This window comes from Kitasatospora sp. Xyl93, from assembly GCF_055383135.1.
Genome location: NZ_AP029185.1, coordinates 8,151,755 through 8,172,574 on the forward strand (window position 1 = coordinate 8,151,755; position 20,820 = coordinate 8,172,574).

General features: G+C 74.5%; 3 protein-coding genes. All 3 read left to right on the top strand.

The window, feature by feature from the left end; all coding sequences use genetic code 11:
* Position 1: 1 nt before the first annotated feature.
* Genes ACZ5GH_RS35305 through ACZ5GH_RS35315 form a run of 3 tightly spaced genes read left to right on the top strand, consistent with a single transcriptional unit; the run spans position 2 to position 20,798 of the window.
* Positions 2–17,386: an SDR family NAD(P)-dependent oxidoreductase gene (locus ACZ5GH_RS35305; RefSeq protein WP_464336372.1), complete on the top strand. Its 17,385-nt coding sequence runs from the start codon at positions 2–4 to the stop codon at positions 17,384–17,386.
* Positions 17,383–19,635, top strand: coding sequence for a cytochrome P450 (locus ACZ5GH_RS35310; protein WP_464336373.1), 2,253 nt, complete (start codon positions 17,383–17,385; stop codon positions 19,633–19,635). Before ACZ5GH_RS35305 ends, ACZ5GH_RS35310 begins: the two co-directional genes overlap by 4 nt.
* Positions 19,635–20,798: a macrolide family glycosyltransferase gene (locus ACZ5GH_RS35315; protein ID WP_464336374.1), complete on the top strand. Its 1,164-nt coding sequence runs from the start codon at positions 19,635–19,637 to the stop codon at positions 20,796–20,798. The genes ACZ5GH_RS35310 and ACZ5GH_RS35315 overlap by 1 nt, the downstream gene beginning before the upstream one ends.
* The last annotated feature ends 22 nt before the right edge of the window (positions 20,799–20,820 follow it).

Genomic DNA, 20,820 nt, shown 5'->3' on the forward strand with positions numbered 1-20,820 from the left:
GATGTCCGACGAAGAGAAGCTCCGCAGCTACCTCAAGCGCGCCACGGCCGACCTGGGAGTGCTCAGCAGGCGCCTCGCCGACCTGGAGGAGGCCGCACGCGAGCCGATCGCGATCATCGGCATGGGCTGCCGCTACCCGGGCGGAGTCGAGTCCCCGGACGGCCTGTGGCGGCTCGTCTCGGACGGCGCCGACGCGATCACCGAGTTCCCGCCGGACCGTGGCTGGGACGTCGTCTACGACCCCGACCCGGACCGGCCGGGCACGACCTACAGCCGGTCGGGCGGCTTCCTCGCCGACGGCGCCGGGTTCGACGCCGGGTTCTTCGGGATCTCGCCGCGCGAGGCATTGGCGATGGATCCGCAGCAGCGGGTGCTGCTGGAGACCGCCTGGGAGACCTTCGAGCACGCCGGCATCGACCCGACCACGCTCGGCGGCAGCCGCACGGCCGTGTTCACCGGCCTCTGGTCCTCCGGCTACGGCAACCAGCCGCCGCCGGACCTCGAAGGCTTTCTCGCCACCGGAACGGCCACCAGCGCCACGTCCGGGCGGGTGTCGTACCTGCTGGGGTTGGAGGGTCCGGCGGTGTCGGTGGACACGGCGTGCTCGTCGTCGCTGGTGGCGATCCACCTGGCGGCGCAGGCCTTGCGGGCAGGGGAGTGCTCGATGGCCCTGGCCGGTGGGGTGACGGTGATGGCGACGCCGGCGGGGTTCGTCGAGTTCTCGCGGCAGCGGGGGCTTGCGGCGGACGGGCGGGTGAAGGCGTTCGCCGAGGCGGCCGACGGCACGGCGTGGGGTGAGGGCGCCGGATTGGTGCTGCTGGAGCGGTTGTCGGACGCGCGGCGCAACGGTCACCGGGTGCTGGCGGTGGTGCGGGGTTCGGCGGTCAACCAGGACGGGGCGTCGAACGGGCTCGCGGCGCCGAACGGCCCCGCCCAGGAACGCGTCATCCGGCAGGCCCTCGCCAGTGCCGGGTTGGCGGCGTCCGAGGTGGACGCGGTGGAGGCGCACGGCACCGGCACCACCCTCGGCGATCCGATCGAGGCGCAGGCGTTGCTGGCGACGTACGGCCAGGGGCGGGCGGAGCCGTTGTGGCTGGGCTCGGTGAAGTCGAACATCGGGCACACCCAGGCGGCGGCCGGTGTGGCCGGTGTGATCAAGATGGTGATGGCGATGCGGCACGGGCAACTGCCGCGGACCCTCCACGTGGACGCGCCGACCTCCCACGTCGACTGGTCGGCGGGCCGTGTCTCCCTGCTCACCGAGGCCCGGCCGTGGCCGGAGACGGGGCGCCCCCGCCGTGCCGGCGTGTCCGCGTTCGGCATCAGCGGGACGAACGCGCACGTGGTGATCGAGGCGGCTGCCGGGGAGCCGGTCGGCGTCTCGACGGAGTCCGCGGGTGGCGTGGTGCCGTGGGTGTTGTCGGGGAAGTCGGACGCGGCCCTGCGGGAGCAGGCGCGTCGGCTGGGGGCGTTCCTGGCCGGGCATCCGGAGGTTGGCGCGGTTGCGGTGGGTCGGGCGCTGGCGGGGCGGTCGCGGTTCGACCACCGGGCGGTGCTGAGCGGTGTGGAGGCGTTGGAGGCTCTGGTGGAGGGCCGGTCGGCGCCGGGTCTGGTCGCCGGGACCGCGCGTCCGCTGGGCCGGTCGGTGTTCGTGTTCCCGGGGCAGGGTGCGCAGTGGGTCGGCATGGGTGGGGAGTTGTACGCCTCGGAGCCGGTGTTCCGGGAGGTGATCGAGGCGTGTGATGCCGCGTTGGCGCCGTTCACGGACTGGTCGTTGGTGGAGGTGCTGACCGGCGGCGGCTCGCTGGAGCGGGTGGATGTGGTGCAGCCTGCCCTGTTCGCGGTGATGGTGGCGCTGGCGGAGCTGTGGCGTGCCCACGGTGTGGAGCCGGATGCCGTGGTCGGGCATTCGCAGGGCGAGATCGCGGCCGCCTACGTGGCCGGGGTGCTGTCCCTGGACGACGCCGCCAAGGTGGTGGCGTTACGGAGCAGGGCGCTGGTCGCCCTGGCGGGTCAGGGCGGCATGCTTTCCCTAGGCGTCGGGCACGAGCAGGCCGCCGAGTTGGTGGCCCGCTGGGACGGTCGGCTGACGGTGGCGGTGGTCAACTCGGCGGACGGCGTGGTGGTTTCGGGCGATCTGGGCGCGCTGGACGAACTGCTGGCGGCCTGTGAGGCCGACGGCATCCGCGCCCGCCGCCTGCCGGTGGACTACGCCGCCCACTCCGCCCAGGTCGAGGCGATCCGCGACCAACTGCTCACCGAACTGGCCGACATCACAGCGCAGTCGGCGGCGGTGCCGTTCTACTCCACGGTGACCGGCGAGCCGGTCGACACCTCCGCCCTCGACGCCGGCTACTGGTACCGCAACCTCCGCGAACCCGTGCTGTTCGAGCAGACCACCCGTGCGCTGCTCGACCACGGCCACACCGTCTTCGTCGAGGTCAGCCCGCACCCGGTCCTGGTCTCCGCCGTCGAGGAGACCGGACACCACCACGGCTGCGACCTCCTCGTCACCGGCACGCTCCGGCGCGACCAGGAAGACTTCCTCACCCCGAGGGCCCGCCTGCACGTCCACGGCGTCCCGGTCGACTGGCGGCTCCCGGACGACACCGAGCCCGTCGACCTGCCGACGTACGCCTTCCAGCGCCGGCCGTACTGGCTGCGGCCCGTCCCGACGGCTTCGGGCGACCACCCCCTGCTCAGCACGTTCGTGGAACTGCCCGACGGCGCGGTGCTCAGCGGACGGATCTCGCTCGCCACCCACCCGTGGCTGGCCGACCACGCCGTGCGGGGCTCCGTCCTCCTGCCCGGCACGGCGTTCGCGGAAATGGCGGCCTACGCGGCCGGCCGGCTCGGCTGCGCGGTCGAGGAGCTGGTGCTCGAAACGCCGCTCGTTCTCGACGACACCCCGGTGGACCTCCAGGTCGTCGTGGGCCCCGAGGACGACGGCCGCAACCCGCTCACGGTGTACTCGCGGGACGGCGACGAGTGGGTGCGGCACGCCACCGGGACCCTGGGCGAGGAGCCGGTGCTGAGCGCCTGGGACTGGCCGCGGGCCGGTGAGCCCCTCGACGTCGACGGGCTCTACGACGCGCTGTCCGTGCTCGGCTACGAGTACGGCCCGGCGTTCCAGGGCGTCACGGCGGCCCGGCGGGTCGGCGACACCGTCTACGCCGAGGTGCAGCTTCCCGCCGAGGAACCGTTCACCCTGCACCCCGCGCTGCTCGACGCCGCCCTGCACTCCATGGCGTTCCTCACCGACCGCACCGGCCTGCCGTTCGCGTTCACCGGAGTGGCGATACGGTCCGCGGGCCGAGGGCCGCTGCGGGTACGCCTGTCCGCCACCGGGCCGGACACGTACACCGTGGCCGTGGCCGATCAGGACGGCACCCCGGTCGCGGTCGTCACCTCGCTGACCGTCCGGGACGCCACCGCCGTCCCGGACAGCCTGTACGCACTCGACTGGCTGTCCTGTGATTCGCCGGCCGTCGAACCGGCGCCGACGGGCGGCGACCTCGCGGACCTGGTCGTCCACGAGGTGCCCGGGCCGGCGCCCGAGGCGGACCCCGTCGAGGCGGCGTACGAGAGCGCGCGGAGCGTCCTCGCCGTGATCCGGGACCACCTGGCCGGCGAGCGTGGGCGGCTGGTGGTCGTCACCCGCAACGCCGTCGCCGCCGCGCCCGGTGACGTGGTCGGCCTCCACCACTCGATGGTCTGGGGCCTGGTCCGCGGCGCGCGGGCCGAACACCCCGACCGGTTCGTCCTGGTCGACGCCGACGCGACCTGGGACCCCGCGCTGATCGCCGACACCGACGAGCCGGAACTGGCGGTACGCCAAGGGATGCTGCGCGTCCCGCGCCTGGTCCGCGTCGGCGCGAGCCTCACCCCGCCGGACGGGGCCTGGAGGCTGGAGGACACGGGCACCGGCAGCATCGACGGCCTGGCGCTGGTGCCCCGCCCGGAGCTGATGGATCCGCTGGACCCCGGGCAGGTCCGGATCGCCATGCGGGCGGCCGGCCTGAACTTCCGGGACGTGCTGATCGCCCTCGGCGTGTACCCCGGCGAGGCCCTGATGGGCGGCGAAGGCGCGGGCGTCGTCCTCGAAACCGGCCCGGACACCCGGTTCCGGCCCGGCGACCGGGTCATGGGCCTGGTCCCCGGCGCCTTCGGCCCGGTCACCGTCGCCGACCAGCGGCTGCTGGTCCGGATGCCCGACGACTGGTCGTTCGCCAGGGCCGCGTCCGTGCCCGTGGTGTTCCTGACCGCCTGGTACGGGCTGCGCGACCTGGGCGGGCTGAAGGCCGGTGACCGGGTGCTGATCCACGCCGGCACCGGCGGCGTGGGCATGGCGGCGGTCCAACTGGCCCGGCGGCTCGGGGCGGAGGTGTTCGCCACCGCCGGCCCGGGCAAGTGGGAGGCGCTGCGCGCCCTGGGGCTGGACGAGGACCACATCGCCTCGTCGCGCACCCTGGAGTTCGAGCAGAAGTTCCCGCCCGTGGACGTGGTCCTGGACTCGCTGTCCGGCGAGTTCGTCGACGCCTCCCTGCGGCTGCTCGCGCCCGGCGGCCGGTTCGTGGAGATGGGCAAGACCGACATCCGCGACGCGGCCGACCATCCCGACATCGTCTACCGGGCGTTCGACATCGCCGACGCGGGGCCGGAGCGGCTCGGCGAGATCCTGGACGCCGTCGTCCGGGCCTTTGCGGACGGCGGGTTCGCACCGCTGCCGCTGGACGTACGCGGGGTGCGGGACGCGGTCGACGTGTTCCGGTTCATGAGCCGGGCCGCTCACATCGGGAAGATCGTCCTCACCGTCCCCCAGCCGGTCGACCCCCACGGCACGGTGCTGATCACAGGTGGGACGGGGACGCTGGGTGGCCGGGTGGCCCGGCACCTGGTGGCCGAGCGGGGTGTGCGGCACCTGGTGCTGGTCAGCCGTAGTGGTGGCGGGGCGGCGTTGTGCGAGGAACTGGCCGGGCTGGGCGCGGAGGTGACGGTGGCGGCCTGTGACGTGGCCGACCGGCAGGCGCTGGCGGCCGTACTGGACGCGATCCCGGCCGAGCGTCCGCTGACCGCGGTCGTGCACGCGGCCGGTGTGCTCGACGACGCCGTGGTCGAGTCCCTGACGCTTGAGCGCCTCACCGCGGTCTGGGAGCCCAAGGCACGGGCGGCGTGGAACCTCCACGACCTCACCCGTGGGCTGGACCTCACGGCCTTCGTCCTCTTCTCCTCGGCGGCCGGCACGCTCGGCAGCCCCGGCCAGGCCAACTACGCCGCGGCCAACACCTTCCTCGACGCCCTCGCCGTGCACCGGCGTGCCCTGGGCCTCCCGGCGACCTCGCTGGCCTGGGGCTACTGGGCCGAGCCGAGCGGCATGACCGGGCACCTGACCGGTGCCGACCAGGACCGGCTGGTGCGAGCCGGGGTCGTGCCGCTGGCCACCGACCACGCCCTGTCGCTGTTCGACGCGGCCCTGGCCACGGACCGGGCCGCCCTGGTGCCGGTACGCCTCGACCTGTCCGTGATGACGGGCGCCCCGGCGGCCCCGGCGGCGCTCAAGGGCCTCGTCTCCCGCAAGACGGTCCGGCGCCCGGCGCGGCACGGCGCGATCGCCGACCGCCTGCGGTCACTGCCGGAGGCCGAACGGCTGCGAGCCGCCCTCGACCTGGTCACCGCCGACACCGCCGCCGTGCTCGGCCACCGCGAACCGGAGGCCGGATGGGACCGGCAACCGTTCAAGGACCTCGGCTTCGACTCCCTGACCTCCGTCGAACTGCGCAACCGGCTCAACACCGCCACCGGCCTGCGCCTGCCCGCCACCGTCACATTCGACCACCCCACCCCGCGGCAACTCGCCGAGCACCTGTTGAGCGAGCTCCTCGGTGGGGCCGTGGCGCCGGTGGTGCCGGTGGGCGGGGCGGGTGACGGGGCTGATCCGGTGGTGATCGTGGGCATGGGGTGCCGGTTGCCGGGTGGGGTGGGGTCGCCGGAGGAGTTGTGGGGCCTGGTGTCGGGTGGGGTGGATGCGATCGGCGGATTTCCGGCTGATCGGGGGTGGGACGTGGAGGGGTTGTTCCATCCGGATGCGGATCATCCGGGGACGTCGTACACGCGGTCGGGTGGCTTCCTCGTGGACGCGGCGGGGTTCGATGCCGATTTCTTCGGGATCTCGCCGCGTGAGGCGTTGGCGATGGATCCGCAGCAGCGGGTGCTGCTGGAGACGGCGTGGGAGACGTTCGAGGACGCGGGGATCGATCCGACGTCCTTGCGGGGCAGCCGGACGGGCGTCTTCACCGGCATCTGGGCGTCCGGCTACGGCGACCAGGCACCCGCCGACGCCGAGGGCTATCTCGGTACGGGCGCCGCGACCAGCGTGACCTCCGGCCGGATCGCCTACCTGCTGGGGCTGGAGGGCGCGGCGGTCTCGCTGGACACCGCCTGCTCGTCCTCGCTGGTGGCGATCCACCTGGCGGCGCAGGCCTTGCGGGCAGGGGAGTGCTCGATGGCCCTGGCCGGCGGGGTGACCGTGATGGCGACCCCGCTGGGGTTCACGGAGTTCTCGCGCCAGCGCGGCCTGGCTCCCGACGGGAGGGTGAAGGCGTTCGCCGAGGCGGCTGACGGTACGGCGTGGGGTGAGGGCGCCGGCTTGGTGCTGTTGGAGCGGCTGTCGGACGCCCGCCGCAACGGCCACCGGGTGCTGGCGGTGGTGCGGGGCTCGGCGGTCAACCAGGACGGCACCTCCAACGGCCTCGGGGCGCCGAACGGTCCGTCGCAGGAGCGGGTGATCCGTCAGGCCCTCGCCAGTGCCGGGTTGTCGACGGCGGACGTGGACGCGGTGGAGGCACACGGCACGGGGACGACGCTCGGTGACCCCATCGAGGCGCAGGCGCTGTTGGCGACCTACGGCCGGGACCGGGCGGAGCCGTTGTGGCTGGGCTCGGTGAAGTCGAACATCGGGCACACCCAGGCGGCGGCCGGTGTGGCGGGTGTGATCAAGATGGTGATGGCGATGCGGCACGGGCAACTGCCGCCGACGCTGCACGTCGACGCGCCGACCTCGCACGTCGACTGGGATTCCGGAAACATCCGGCTGCTCACCGAGGCCCGGCCCTGGCCCGACAGCGGCCACCCGCGCCGCGCGGGCATCTCGGCCTTCGGCATCAGCGGGACGAACGCGCATGTGGTGATCGAGGCGGCTGCCGAGGAGCCGGCCGGGGTTTCGACCGGGTCCGCGGGCGGGGTGGTGCCGTGGATGTTGTCGGCCAGGTCCGAGGTGGCGTTGCGGGAGCAGGCGCGTCGGCTGGGTGCCTTCGCCGCCGTGCATCCCGAGGTGAGCCCGGCGGCGGTCGGGGGCGCTCTGGCCGCCCGTACCGTGTTCGAGCACCGGGCGGTGCTGAGCGGTGTGGAGGCGCTGGAGGCCCTGGCGGAGGGCCGGTCGGCGCCGGGTCTGGTCACCGGGACCGCGCGTCCGCTGGGCCGGTCGGTGTTCGTGTTCCCGGGGCAGGGTGCGCAGTGGGTCGGCATGGGTGGGGAGTTGTACGGCTCGGAGCCGGTGTTCCGGGAGGTGATCGAGGCGTGTGATGCCGCGTTGGCGCCGTTCACGGACTGGTCGTTGGTGGAGGTGCTGACCGGCGGCGGCTCGCTGGAGCGGGTGGACGTCGTGCAGCCCGCCCTGTTCGCGGTGATGGTGGCGCTGGCGGAGCTGTGGCGTGCCCACGGGGTGGAGCCGGATGCGGTCGTCGGGCACTCGCAGGGCGAGATCGCGGCCGCCTACGTGGCCGGGGTGCTGTCCCTGGACGACGCCGCCAAGGTGGTCGCCCTGCGCAGCAGGGCGCTGGTCGCTCTGGCGGGTCAGGGCGGGATGGTGTCGGTCGGCCTCGGCCACGAGCAGGCCGCCGAGTTGGTGGCCCGCTGGGACGGTCGGCTGACGGTGGCGGTGGTCAACTCGGCGGGCAGCGTGGTGGTTTCGGGCGATCTGGGCGCGCTGGACGAGTTGCTGGCGGCCTGTGAGGCCGACGGCATCCGCGCCCGCCGCCTGCCGGTGGACTACGCCGCCCACTCCGCCCAGGTCGAGGCGATCCGCGAGCGACTGCTCACCGAACTGGCCGACATCACACCGCAGTCGGCGGCGGTGCCGTTCTACTCCACGGTCACCGCGGAACCCGTCGACACCTCCGCCCTCGACGCCGGCTACTGGTACCGCAACCTCCGCGAACCGGTGCTGTTCGACCAGACCACCCGGCTGCTGCTCGCCTCGGACAGCGACCCCGTCTTCCTCGAGATCAGCCCGCACCCGGTGCTCACGCCCGCGCTGGAGGAGCACGAGGCAGGTGTGGTGACCGGGACGCTGCGCCGCGACCACGGCACCCCGGCCGAGTTCCTGGCCGGCGCGGCGCGGCTGTTCGTCGCGGGCGTGCCGGTGCGGTGGCCGTTCCCCGAACGGGAGCCGGTGACGCTGCCCACCTACCCCTTCCAGCGGACGCGGTTCTGGCTCGCCGGGGGCGCGGGCGACGTCTCCGCGGCCGGGCTCGACCCGGTGGACCACCCGCTGCTCGGCGCCGCCGTCGAGGTGGGCGAGCAGCGGGTCCTGACGGGTCGGCTCTCCCTGGCCACCCACCCCTGGCTCGCGGACCACTCCGTCCTGGGGACGGTGCTGCTGCCCGCGACGGCGTTCGTCGAACTGGTGGTGCAGGCGGCCGGGGCGGCAGTGGAGGAACTGGTCCTGGAGGCGCCGCTGGTGGTGCCCGCGGACGGCGCGGTGGACGTGCAGGTCGTCGTGGGCGAGCCGGACGGGACCGGCCGCCGTACGGTCGACGTCCGGTCGCGTACGGACGGCTGGGTGCGGCACGCCACCGGCACGGTGGGCGGGGAACCCGCGGCCGGGCGGGAGCTGACGCAGTGGCCGCCGGCCGGCGCGGAACCGGTCACCGGGCTCTACGACACGCTCGCCGCGGCGGGCTACGAGTACGGGCCGGCCTTCCAGGCCGTGCAGGCGGTGTGGCGCCGCGGCGACGAGGTGTTCGCCGAGGTCACCGTGCCGGACGCGGCCCGGTTCTCCGTCCATCCGGCCCTGCTGGACGCCGCCCTGCAACCGCTGGCGCTGCTGTCCGGCACCGAAGGCGACGTACGGCTGCCGTTCTCGCTGAACGGGATCGCGGTCCACCGCACGGGCGTGACCTCCGCGCGCGTGCGGCTGACGGTGGTGCGCCCCGGCACGTACGCCGTCCACCTGGCGGACCGGTCCGGCGAGCCCGTCGCGACCGTCGAGGCGCTGACCACCCGTCCGATGGCCGGACGCGGCCCGCTGTACGCCCTCGACTGGATTCCGCTGACCCCCGGCGACGGCGCGCTCGGCGAAGGCGCGCTCGGTGACGCCGTCGTCTCGCCCGGCTCGGTCGCCGAGGCGCTGACGGCCGTCCAGGACTTCCTGGCCGGGCCCGGCGAACGGCTCGTGGTGCGCACGCGGGGCGCGGTCGCCGTCGTCCCCGGTGACGGGGTGAACGACCCGGAAGCCTCGGCCGTCTGGGGCCTGGTCCGGTCCGCGCAGTCCGAGCATCCAGGCCGGTTCGTGCTCGTGGACGCCGACGAGCTGCCCGACGGCCTGTCGGTCGGCGACGAGGACCAGGTGGCGGTGCGCGGTGGCGCCGTCTACGTGCCCCGGCTGGTGCGCTCCGCACTGGAGGAGTTCGACGGACGGCTGACGCAGACGGGCACGGGCAGCCTGGACGACCTCGCCTTCCTGCCGTACGAGCAGGGCCCGCCCGGGCCCCGGGAGGTGCGCGTCGCCGTGCGGGCGGCCGGACTGAACTTCCGGGACGTGCTGATCGCCCTCGGCGTCTACCCGGACCCGGCGCTGCTCGGCAGCGAGGGCGCGGGTGTCGTCACCGAGGTCGGCGCCGAGGTCACCGGACTGCGGCCGGGCGACCGGGTCGCCGGGCTGCTGCCCGGCGCGTTCGGCCGGGTGGCCGTCGCCGACCACAGGGTGCTGGTGCGCATCCCCGACGAGTGGACGTTCGCCCAGGCCGCCACCGTGCCGATCGCGTTCCTGACCGCCTGGTACGGGCTGCGCGACCTGGGCGGGCTGAAGGCCGGCGACCGGGTGCTGATCCACGCCGGCACCGGCGGCGTCGGCATGGCGGCGGTCCAACTGGCCCGGCGGCTCGGGGCGGAGGTGTTCGCCACCGCCGGCCCGGGCAAGTGGGAGGCGCTGCGCGCCCTGGGGCTGGACGAGGACCACATCGCCTCGTCGCGCACCCTGGAGTTCGAGCAGAGGTTCCCGCCCGTGGACGTGGTGCTGAACTCGCTGTCCGGCGAGTTCCTGGACGCCTCCCTGCGGCTGCTCGCGCCCGGCGGGCGGTTCGTGGAGATGGGCAAGGCCGACGTCCGGCCCGGCGTGATGGCCTTCGACCTGGCCGATGCGGGGCCGGAGCGGCTGGGGGAGATCCTGGCCGAGGCCGTCCGGCTGCTCGGGGCGGGCGAGCTGCGTCTGCCGCCACTCACCACCTGGGACGTCCGCCGCGCGCGGGACGCGTTCCGGTTCATGAGCCGGGCCGCTCACGTGGGGAAGCTCGTCCTCACCGTCCCCCAGCCGGTCGACCCCCACGGCACGGTGCTGATCACGGGTGGTACGGGGACGCTGGGTGGCCGGGTGGCCCGGCACCTGGTGGCCGAGCGGGGTGTGCGGCACCTGGTGCTGGTCAGCCGTAGCGGGGGTGGGGCGGCGTTGTGCGAGGAGCTGGCCGGGCTGGGCGCGGAGGTGACGGTGGCGGCCTGCGACGTCGCCGACCGGCAGGCGCTGGCGGCCGTACTGGACGCGATCCCGGCCGAGCGTCCGCTGACCGCGGTCGTGCACGCGGCCGGTGCGCTCGACGACGGGGTCGTGGAGTCGTTGTCGCCCGAACGGCTCGCCGTGGTCTGGGAGCCCAAGGCACGGGCGGCGTGGAACCTCCACGACCTCACCCGTGGGCTGGACCTCACGGCCTTCGTCCTCTTCTCCTCGGCGGCCGGCACGCTCGGTGCGGCAGGGCAGGCCAACTACGCGGCGGCGAACGCCTATCTCGACGGCCTGGCCGCGCACCGGCATGCCCTCGGACTGCCGGCCGTGTCGCTGGCCTGGGGCTACTGGGCCGAGGCCAGCGGGCTGACCGGGCGGATGTCCGAGGCCGACGGTGAACGCCTCGCCCGCTCGGGGCTGCTGCCGATGGCGACCGACTACGGACTCGGGCTGTTCGACGGGGGCCTGGAGACCGCGGAACCGGCGGTGGTCGCCGCCCGGTTCAAGGTGTCCGCCCTGGGCGACCGGCCGGTGCTGCGCGCGCTGGCGCGCGCCCGCAAACCGGTGCGGACCACCGCATTGGCGGGCGAACTGGGATCGCTGCCCGAGGCCCGGCAACGCGAGATCCTGCTCGACCTGGTCAGCACCCACGCCTCGGCCGTGCTGGGCCGCGGCGACGAGATCGGCGGCGACCTGGCCTTCAAGGACCTGGGCTTCGACTCGCTCACCGCGGTCGAACTGCGCAACCGGCTCTCCACGGTGGTCGGGGCACGGCTGCCGGCGACGATGGTCTTCGACCACCCGACCCCGGCCCGGCTGGCCGAGTACCTGCGTGACGTGGTCCTCGGCAAGGAGCGCCGGACGGCCGTGCCCGTGGCGGTGGGGGTTCCGGTGTCGGGTGATCCGGTGGTCGTGGTGGGGCTGGGGGCCCGGTATCCGGGTGGGGTGGGGTCGGCCCGGGAGTTGTGGGATCTGGTGTCCGGTGGGGTGGACGCGGTGGGGGAGTTCCCGGCGGATCGTGGGTGGGACGTGGGTCGGCTCTACGATCCGGCGGGTGGTCCGGGGAGGTCGTACACGCGGTCGGGTGGTTTTCTCGTGGACGCGGCGGGGTTCGACGCCGGGTTCTTCGGGATCTCGCCGCGTGAGGCGTTGGCGATGGATCCGCAGCAGCGGGTGCTGCTGGAGACGGCGTGGGAGACGTTCGAGGACGCGGGGATCGATCCGACGTCGTTGCGGGGCAGCCGGACGGGCGTCTTCACCGGCATCTGGGCGTCCGGTTACGCGGGCGGAGTGGAGCAGATCTCGCGCGACGCGGACGGCTATGTGGCCACCGGCACGGCGACGAGTGTGAGCTCCGGGCGGGTGTCCTACCTGCTGGGGTTGGAGGGGCCGGCGGTGTCGGTGGACACGGCGTGCTCGTCGTCGCTGGTGGCGATCCACCTGGCGGCGCAGGCCTTGCGGGCAGGGGAGTGCTCGATGGCCCTGGCCGGCGGGGTGACCGTCATGGCGACACCCGCCGCCTTCATCGACTTCTCCCGGCAGCGGGGGCTTGCGGCCGATGGCCGGGTGAAGGCGTTCGCCGAGGCGGCCGACGGCACGGCGTGGGGTGAGGGCGCCGGATTGGTACTGCTGGAGCGGTTGTCGGACGCGCGGCGCAACGGCCACCGGGTGCTGGCGGTCGTCGCGGGAAGCGCGGTGAACCAGGACGGGGCGTCCAACGGCCTCACCGCGCCGAACGGCCCGTCGCAGGAGCGGGTGATCCGTCAGGCCCTCGCCAGTGCCGGGTTGGCGGCGTCCGAGGTGGACGCGGTGGAGGCGCACGGGACGGGGACGACGCTCGGTGACCCCATCGAGGCGCAGGCGCTGCTGGCGACCTACGGCCGGGACCGGGCGGAGCCGTTGTGGCTGGGGTCGGTGAAGTCGAACATCGGCCACACGCAAGCCGCCGCCGGCGTGGCCGGTGTGATCAAGATGGTGATGGCGATGCGGCACGGGCAACTGCCGCCGACGCTGCACGTGGACGCGCCGACCTCCCACGTCGACTGGGATGCCGGTAACATCCGGCTGCTCACCGAGGCCCGGCCCTGGCCCGACAGCGGCCACCCGCGCCGTGCCGGCATCTCGGCGTTCGGCATCAGCGGCACCAACGCGCACGTGATCCTGGAGGCACCGGCCGAGGAGTCCCCTGCTTACGATCCCGCTGACGTGCCCGCCCCTGCGGCCGTCGTGCCGGTGCCGTGGCTGCTGTCGGCGAAGTCCGGGCAGGCGCTCCGGGCCCAGGCCCGCAGGCTGCAGGCGTACGCGGCCGAGGCCCCCGACCAGGACGGAATCGCCGACGCGCTCGCCGCGCGGGCCCGGTTCGCCCACCGGGCCGTGGTGACCGGACCGGAGGCACTGGCGGCCCTGCTGCGCGGGGAGGCGCATCCCGGGCTGGTGACCGGCGAGGCCCGCGACTCCGGGAAGTCGGCGTTCGTGTTCTCCGGTCAGGGTGGTCAGTGGGCGGGGATGGGGCTGGGTTTGTACCGCGCGTTCCCGGTGTTCGCGCGGGCGTTGGACGAGGTGTGCGGGCTGCTGGGGTTGCCGGTGGAGGTGTTGTTCGAGGACGCGGAGGGCGTGCTCGGTGAGACCCGGTTCACCCAGGGCGCGGTGTTCGCGCTGGAGGTGGCGCTGTTCCGGCTGGTGGAGTGGCTGGGTGTGCGGCCGGACTTCGTGGTCGGGCACTCCGTCGGTGAGGTGGCGGCGGCGCATGTGGCCGGGGTGCTGGGCCTGGAGGACGCGTGTGTCCTGGTGGGGGCGCGTGGCCGGTTGATGCAGGGGCTGCCCGGGGGTGGGGCGATGGTCTCGCTCCAGGCCTCGCTGGAGGAGGTGGAGGGGTCGCTGCTGCCGGGGGCCGAGGTGGCGGCGGTCAACGCGGTGGACGCGGTGGTGGTGTCGGGCGACGAGGCCGCGGTGGCGGCCGTCGCCGAGGTGTGGCGCGGCCGTGGGCGGCGGGTGCGGCGGCTGGCGGTGAGTCACGCGTTCCATTCGGCGCGGATGGATCCGGTGCTGGAGGACCTCGGTGAGGTGGCGGCCGGTCTGTCGTTCGGCGAGCCGGTGATCCCGGTGGTCTCCACGGTGGCCGGGCGTCCGGTGGACCTGGGCGAGGCCGGGTACTGGGTGCGGCAGGTGCGCGAGCCCGTCCGGTTCGCCGACGCCATGGAATGGCTGACGGACCAGGGCGTGACGGGGTTCGTCGAGGTGGGGCCGCACCCGCACCTGGTGCCAACCGGCTTGATGCGCCGTGGCGGTGACTCCCCGGAGCGCTTGTTCGCCGGGCTGGGGCGGTTGTGGGCGGACGGCGCCGTGCGCTGGACGCCGCCCGTGACCACGCCAGCGGGGGCGTCGGGCGCGAGCGTGCCCTCGTACGCCTTCCAGCACCAGCACTACTGGCTCCACCCCACCACCCCGTCCGAGGGCCTCGACACGCCCGACCATCCGCTGCTGCGGTCCCTGGTGAGGCTCCCCGACGGCCAGGGCGTGGTGCTGACCGGGAAGCTCTCCGCGTCCGTCCACCCGTGGCTGGCCGAGCACACCGTGCTCGGATCGACGCTGCTGCCCGCGATGGCGTTCGTGGACATGGTCGTCCACGCCGGCGATCACACGGCCAGCCCCGTCCTGTCCGAACTGGTCCTGGAGGCGCCGCTGGTGCTGTCCGAGCGCGACGGTTCGCACGTGCAGGTGACCGTCGGCGCGCCCGACGACACCGGACGCCGGCCCGTCACCGTCCACTCCCGCACCTCCGCCGAGCCCGACGAGTGGACCCGCCACGCCACCGGGGTGCTCAGCCCGCCGGCGGACCGGGCGGCACCGGCCGACCGGACGGCCGGGCCAGGGGCGGACGACGGCCCGGCCGCGCCGATCGACATCGACGCGTTCTACGACCGGCTCGCCGAAGCCGGCTACGACTACGGGCCCACCTTCCAGGGGCTCACCGGCATCCGGCGGCACGGCGAGGACCTGCACGCCGAGGTGAGCTTCCCGGCGGACCCCGCGCAGCTCACCGGTTACCGCGTCCACCCCGCGCTCCTGGACGCCGCCATCCAGCCGCTGACCCTGCTCGCGGGCACCGCAGGCGACGGCGCCGACGGCGGCCCGGCGCGGCTGCCCTTCTCGTTCTCCGGGGTGTCGGTCACCGGGTCGGCCGCGACGGTCCGCGTGGTGCTGCACCCGACCGGGCCGGACACCTGCGCGGTGCGGATCACCGACATCGCCGGGACGCCGGTCGTGAGCATCGACGAGATTGTCCTGCGGCCCGCCGAACCGGCGGCTCACGGGGCCGGGCGCCGGCCGAACACGCTGTTCGCCGTCGACTGGACCCCGATGGCGGCACCGGACGGCCCGGACACCGAAACGGTCCTCCACGAGGTCGTCGGTGGGGACGAACCGGTCGCGGCCGCCCACGCGGTGACCCGGGAACTGCTCGGCACGGTCCGGGAGTTCCTGGCCACCGACTCGCCGGCCCGGCTCGTGGTCCTCGCCGGCGACGACCTGGCCTCGGCCGCCGCCGCCGGCTTCCTGCGCAGCGCGCACAGCGAGAACCCCGGGCGGATCCTGACCGTCCGGCACGACGGCACGGCCGCCTCACGACGGGCGGTCCCCGCCGCGGTGCGCGCCGCCCTGAGCGTCGGCGAGCCCGAGATCCGGTTGCGCGACGGAGCCGCCCTGGTACCGAGACTGGTGCGGGCCGCCCCGGCCGCCCCGGCTGCGCCGCTGGTCGGCATGCCCCTGGACGGCGCGCCGCTGGACGGCACCGTGCTGATCACCGGCGGCACCGGCACCCTCGGCGCCCTGGTCGCCCGGCACCTGGTCGCCCGGCACGGTGCCCCGCACGTGGTGCTCGCCGGCCGCCGCGGCGTCGAGCCGCCCGGGCTCCGGCAGGAGCTGGGCGCCGCCCTCACCGTGGTCGCCTGCGACGCCGGTGACCGCGGGGCACTGCGGGACCTCGTCGCCTCGATCCCCGACCTGCGGGTCGTCGTGCACGCCGCCGGCGTCGTCGACGACGTCCTGGTGGGATCGATGACACCGGAGCAGCTCGGCACGGTCCTGCGCTCGAAGGCCGATGCCGCGTGGCACCTGCACGAGGCCACCGAGCACCTGGACCTGCGGGCGTTCGTGCTGTTCTCCTCGGCGTCCGGGGTGTTCGGCGCCCCCGGGCAGGCCAACTACGCCGCCGCGAACGCGTTCCTCGACGCGCTCGCCGAGCACCGGCACGCGCGCGGTCTGCCGGCCACCTCCCTGGCCTGGGGCCAGTGGGCCGAGTCCAGCGGCATCACCGGGAACCTGACCGCGGCCGACCACCGCCGGCTGGCGAGGACCGGGATGCTGCCGCTGGCCACCGAGCAGGCCCTCGACCTGTTCGACACCGCCGTGGCCGGCGAACGCCCGGTGCTGGTGCCGGTCCGCCTCGACCTCGCGGCGATCGACACCCCGCCCGCGCTGCTGCGCGGACTCGCCCGGCCGCGGCGCGCGCCCGCCCCGGCGGCCGTCCCCGGCGACCTGCGGGCCAGGCTCGAAGCCCTGCCCGAGCCCGGGCAGCGCGCCCTGCTGCTCGACCTGGTCGTCACGCACAGCGCGAGCATCCTCGGGACGGCCCCCGGCGCGATCGACGACCCGCGCCGGCTGTTCCGCGACCACGGCGTCGACTCGCTGACCGCCATCGAGCTGCGCAACCGGCTCAACGCGGCCACCGGGCTGCAGCTCCCGGCGACCCTCGCCTTCGACTTCCCGACGCCCGAACAACTCGTCAACCACCTCTACGGGCAGCTGTGCTCGCCGGAGAACCGGGTCGCCGGGCCGATGGAGCGCCTGCTGCGCAAGGCCGTCGACGTCGGCCGCCTGCAGGACGGCCTCGACCTGCTCGCCACGGCGTCGCGGCTGGGCCCGGCCACCGACGCCCCCAAGGTCGAGGCGGTGGCCCTCGCGGCCGGCTTCCTCCAGCCGTCGCTGGTCTGCCTGCCGTCCGCGCTGGCGTCCGGCGGCATCGAGGAGTACGGGCGGTTCGCCGCGGCGCTGGAGGCCGCCCGCGACGTCACGGCGCTCACCCTGCCGGGCTTCGCCGGCGACCCGCTGCCCGCGGACGCCGACGTCCTGGTCCAGGCGCTCGCCGACGCCGCGTCGGCCGTAGCCGCGCCGGTGCTGGTCGGCCGTTCGGTGGGCGCGTGGCTGGCGCTGGCGACCGCCGGGGAGCTGGAACGGCGGGGGGCCCGGCCCAGCGCCGTGGTGCTCGTCGACGGCTACCCCGACGACCTGCCGGGCGTGCTCACCGGCATGCTCGACGCCGGCCACCAGGTCCGGCCGGTCGACGACGACCGCCTGGTGGCCATGGGCCGCTACCTCGATCTGGCCGGCGCCCCGGACCCCGTCACCGCGCCGGTGCTGCTGGTGGGCACCGGGAAGCGCTCGTGGCCCCGGCTGTCCACCACCGTCCAGGAAGTGCTCACCGTCCCGGGCGACCACTTCACCGTACTGGAGGAGCACTCCGCTGCCACGGCGCTGGCCGTCAGCACGTGGCTCCTCGACTTCAGCGGATACGGGGCCGGCTTGTCCGCACTCAGGGGAAAGGACCAAGCATGATCTGGGACGACGTCTACATCGGCGGAACGGGGCGGTACCTGCCGCCCCGCACGCCCGCGACGCAGGCCGTGCCGGACACCGAGACCATGCGGCGGCTGCTCGCGCTGTCGGACTTCGTGTCGTTCACCCGCTCCGACGACGTCACCGAGCACGCGATGGCCGTGCACGCGGCGATCGGAGCCCTGCGCGAGTCCGGCCTCAGCGGCGCCGACATCTCCATGGCCGCCTACGCCCAGATGGACCACCAGGACCACATGGCGTCCTCCTGCCACCTCCAGCGCGTCCTCGGCCTCGGCCACGCCCTGGTCTACGAGGTCGAGGCGACCAGCAACGGCGGCTCGGCCGCGCTGCAGTCCGCCGCCGCGCACCTGGTGGCCGACCCGGCCGCGACCGCGACCCTGGTCACGGCCACCTCCCGGTTCCTGCCGCCGCGGTGGGAACGCTGGCAGCCCAGCATCGGGATCTTCCTGGCCGACGGGGCGGTCGCGGCCGTGCTCAACCGCGAGGGCGGCCGGGCGCGGCTGGTCGCGACCGCCAACAGCTCCGCGACCCAGATGGAGGTCCTCGCCACCCCGACGATTCCGGACCCCGCGGGCCACCGGAACCGTACGCCGATCGAGGTCACCGGCCTGGCCCCCTATCTGACGCTGATGAGCGGGGCACTGGTCACCGCGGTCGAGCAGGCCGCCAAGGAGGGCGGTGTCGGCGTCGCCGACGTCACCAGGTTCGTCGTCACCGGTCTGGGCCTGGCCCAACTGGAGGTCGTCGTACTGGAGCCGCTCGGCATCGACCTGGCCCGCACCACCTGGCCGATGCTGCGCGAGCTCGGCCACGTCGGGCCGTGCGACCAACTGCTCGGCATCGACCACCTGCTGCACGACGAGACCCTGAAGCCCGGCGACACCATCATGTCGATCGGCCTCGGCATGGGCTCGCGGTTCACCGCGTCCCTGCTGGAGGTCACCGAGCCGCCCAGGCCCCGTACGGCCACCGTCTTCACCGAGCCGGTGCGCGCGCAGGCCCCGCCCGCCGACGCGTACGTCATCGACCCCTCGGGCGGCGACATCTTCGGCGAGGCCGCCGCCCTGCGCGAGCGCGGCCCGGCCACGCGCGTCGAACTGCCCGGCGGCGTGTCGGCCTGGGCCGTCACCGGGCACGACCTGGCGAAGAGGCTGCTGCTCGACCCGAGGGTCTCCAAGGACGCGAACAAGCACTGGCCCATGTGGCGCGACGGCGACATCCCGCCGGACTGGCCGCTGATCATGTGGGTCGCGATGCAGAACATGTTCACCGCCTACGGGGCCGACCACACCCGGCTGCGCAGCCTGGTGGCCAAGGCGTTCACCCCGCGCCGCGTCGAGGCGACGCGGCCGCGCGTCGAGGAGATCACGGCCGGCCTGATCGCCGACCTGGCCGCGGTGCCGCCGGGGCAGGCGGTCGACCTGCGCGCCCGGTTCGCGTTCCCGCTGCCGATCCAGGTGATCACCGGACTGTTCGGGGTGACCGCGCGGACGGGCGCGGACCTGCGGCGGCTGGTGGACGCGGTGTTCAGCCTCGACGCGGACCCGGCGGGCGTGCAGGCCGCCTCCGGCGAGCTGTACATGCTGCTCAAGGACCTCGTGGCCGCCAAACGGCGCGATCCCGGCGACGACATGACCAGCGACCTGATCGCCGCGCAGGAGGCGGACGGCACCCGGCTGTCCGAGCGGGAGCTGCTGGACACCCTGCTGCTGACCATCTCCGCCGGCTTCGAGACGACGGTCAACCTGCTCGACCACGCCGTCCACGCGCTGGCCACGCACCCGTCCCAGCTCGCCCTGGTCAGGTCCGGGACCAGCACGTGGGAGGACGTGGTGGACGAGACCCTGCGCTGGCAGGCGCCGGTGCCGAACCTGCCGCTGCGGTACGCCGTGGAGGACATCTCCGTGGACGGCGTGCGGATCCGCAAGGGCGAGGCGATCCTGCTGTCCTACGGCGCGGCCGGCCGCGACCCGGCGCGGCACGGGGCCGACGCGGAGGCCTTCTCCGTCACCCGGCCGTCGCGGGCCGACCACCTCACCTTCGGGCACGGCGTGCACTACTGCCTCGGCACCCCGCTGGCGAAGCTGGAGGCGACGACGGCGCTGTCCGCGTTGTTCTCCCGGTTCCCGCGGCTGCGGCTGGCCGTCCCGTCGTCCGAACTCGAGCCGCTGGGTTCCTTCTTCACCAACGGACACAAGACCCTGCCGGTCATCCTGGAGGAGAGCTGATGGCCCACTTCGCCTTCGTGAGCGCGCCCGCGTCCGGGCATGTGAACCCGACCCTGCCGCTGGTCGAGGAGCTGGTCCGGCGCGGTCACCGGGTCAGCTACGCCACGGGACCGGCCACCATCGGCGGGGCCGTCGCCGCCGGGGCGTCGCCGGTGGTCCTGCCCTCCCAGCTGCCGCCCGACATGGCGGCGCGGGGCGGGTTCACGGCGGAACAGCTCGCCGTGACGATGGAGTACTACCTCGACGACGCGCGTGCCTCCTTCCCCGTTCTGGCCGGGCACTTCTCGGCCGACCCGCCGGACGCGGTGTGCTACGACTCGGTGACCTTCACCGGGAGGATGCTGGCGAACCTGCTCGGGGTGCGGGAGGTCTCCCTGGTGCCGACCTTCGCGGAGAACGAGTCCTTCTCGGCGGCGCAGGTGTACCTGCCGGCCGACTTCGACCACGCGAACCCCCGGCTGCTGGCCGCGGTCCAGGACATGGGGAAGTTCGCGCAGGGCCACGCCTTCCTCGACGACCCGAACCTGATGTTCGGCCACGTGGCCCCGACCAGCCTGGTGTTCGTCCCCCGCGAGTTCCAGATGTCGGGGGACACCTTCGACGAGCGCTTCCACTTCGTCGGGCCGTCGCTGAGCGGCCGGCAGACCGCCGAGGAGTGGAGCCCGCGGTCGCCGGCCCCGGTGCTGCTGATCTCGCTGGGAACCGTCTTCAACGACCGGCCCGAGTTCTACCGGACGTGCGTCGAGGCGTTCGGGGGCGGCGACTGGCAAGTCGTCATGGCGGTGGGCGGGCTGGACCGGGAGTCGCTGGGCCCGGTCCCGGCGAACGTCGAGGTGCACGCCCACGTGCCGCAGGTCGCGGTGCTGCGCCACGCCGAGGTGTTCCTGAGCCACGCCGGGATGAACTCGGTGATGGAGTCCCTCTACCACGGGGTGCCCTTCGTGGCGGTGCCGCAGATCCCGGAACAGCGGGCGATCGCCCGGCGGGCGGAGGAACTGGGGGTCGGCCGGACGCTCGCCGAGCCGACCGTACGGGCCCTGCGCGACGCCGTCCGGGACGTCCGGGCCTGCCGCCCCCGGGCGGCGGCCCTGGGCCGGGTCGTGCGCGGGGCGGGCGGCGCGGCGAAGGGGGCGGACGTCCTGGAGGAGCTGCTGACGCGGTAGCGGCCGGCTCCACCGGGCGCTC

Excerpts from the sequence above, each read along its gene's own strand:
- ACZ5GH_RS35315 (WP_464336374.1), top strand. The coding sequence starts at position 19,635 with ATGGCCCACTTCGCCTTCGTGAGCGCGCCCGCGTCCGGGCATGTGAAC.
- ACZ5GH_RS35305 (WP_464336372.1), top strand. The coding sequence starts at position 2 with ATGTCCGACGAAGAGAAGCTCCGCAGCTACCTCAAGCGCGCCACGGCC.
- ACZ5GH_RS35310 (WP_464336373.1), top strand. The coding sequence starts at position 17,383 with ATGATCTGGGACGACGTCTACATCGGCGGAACGGGGCGGTACCTGCCG.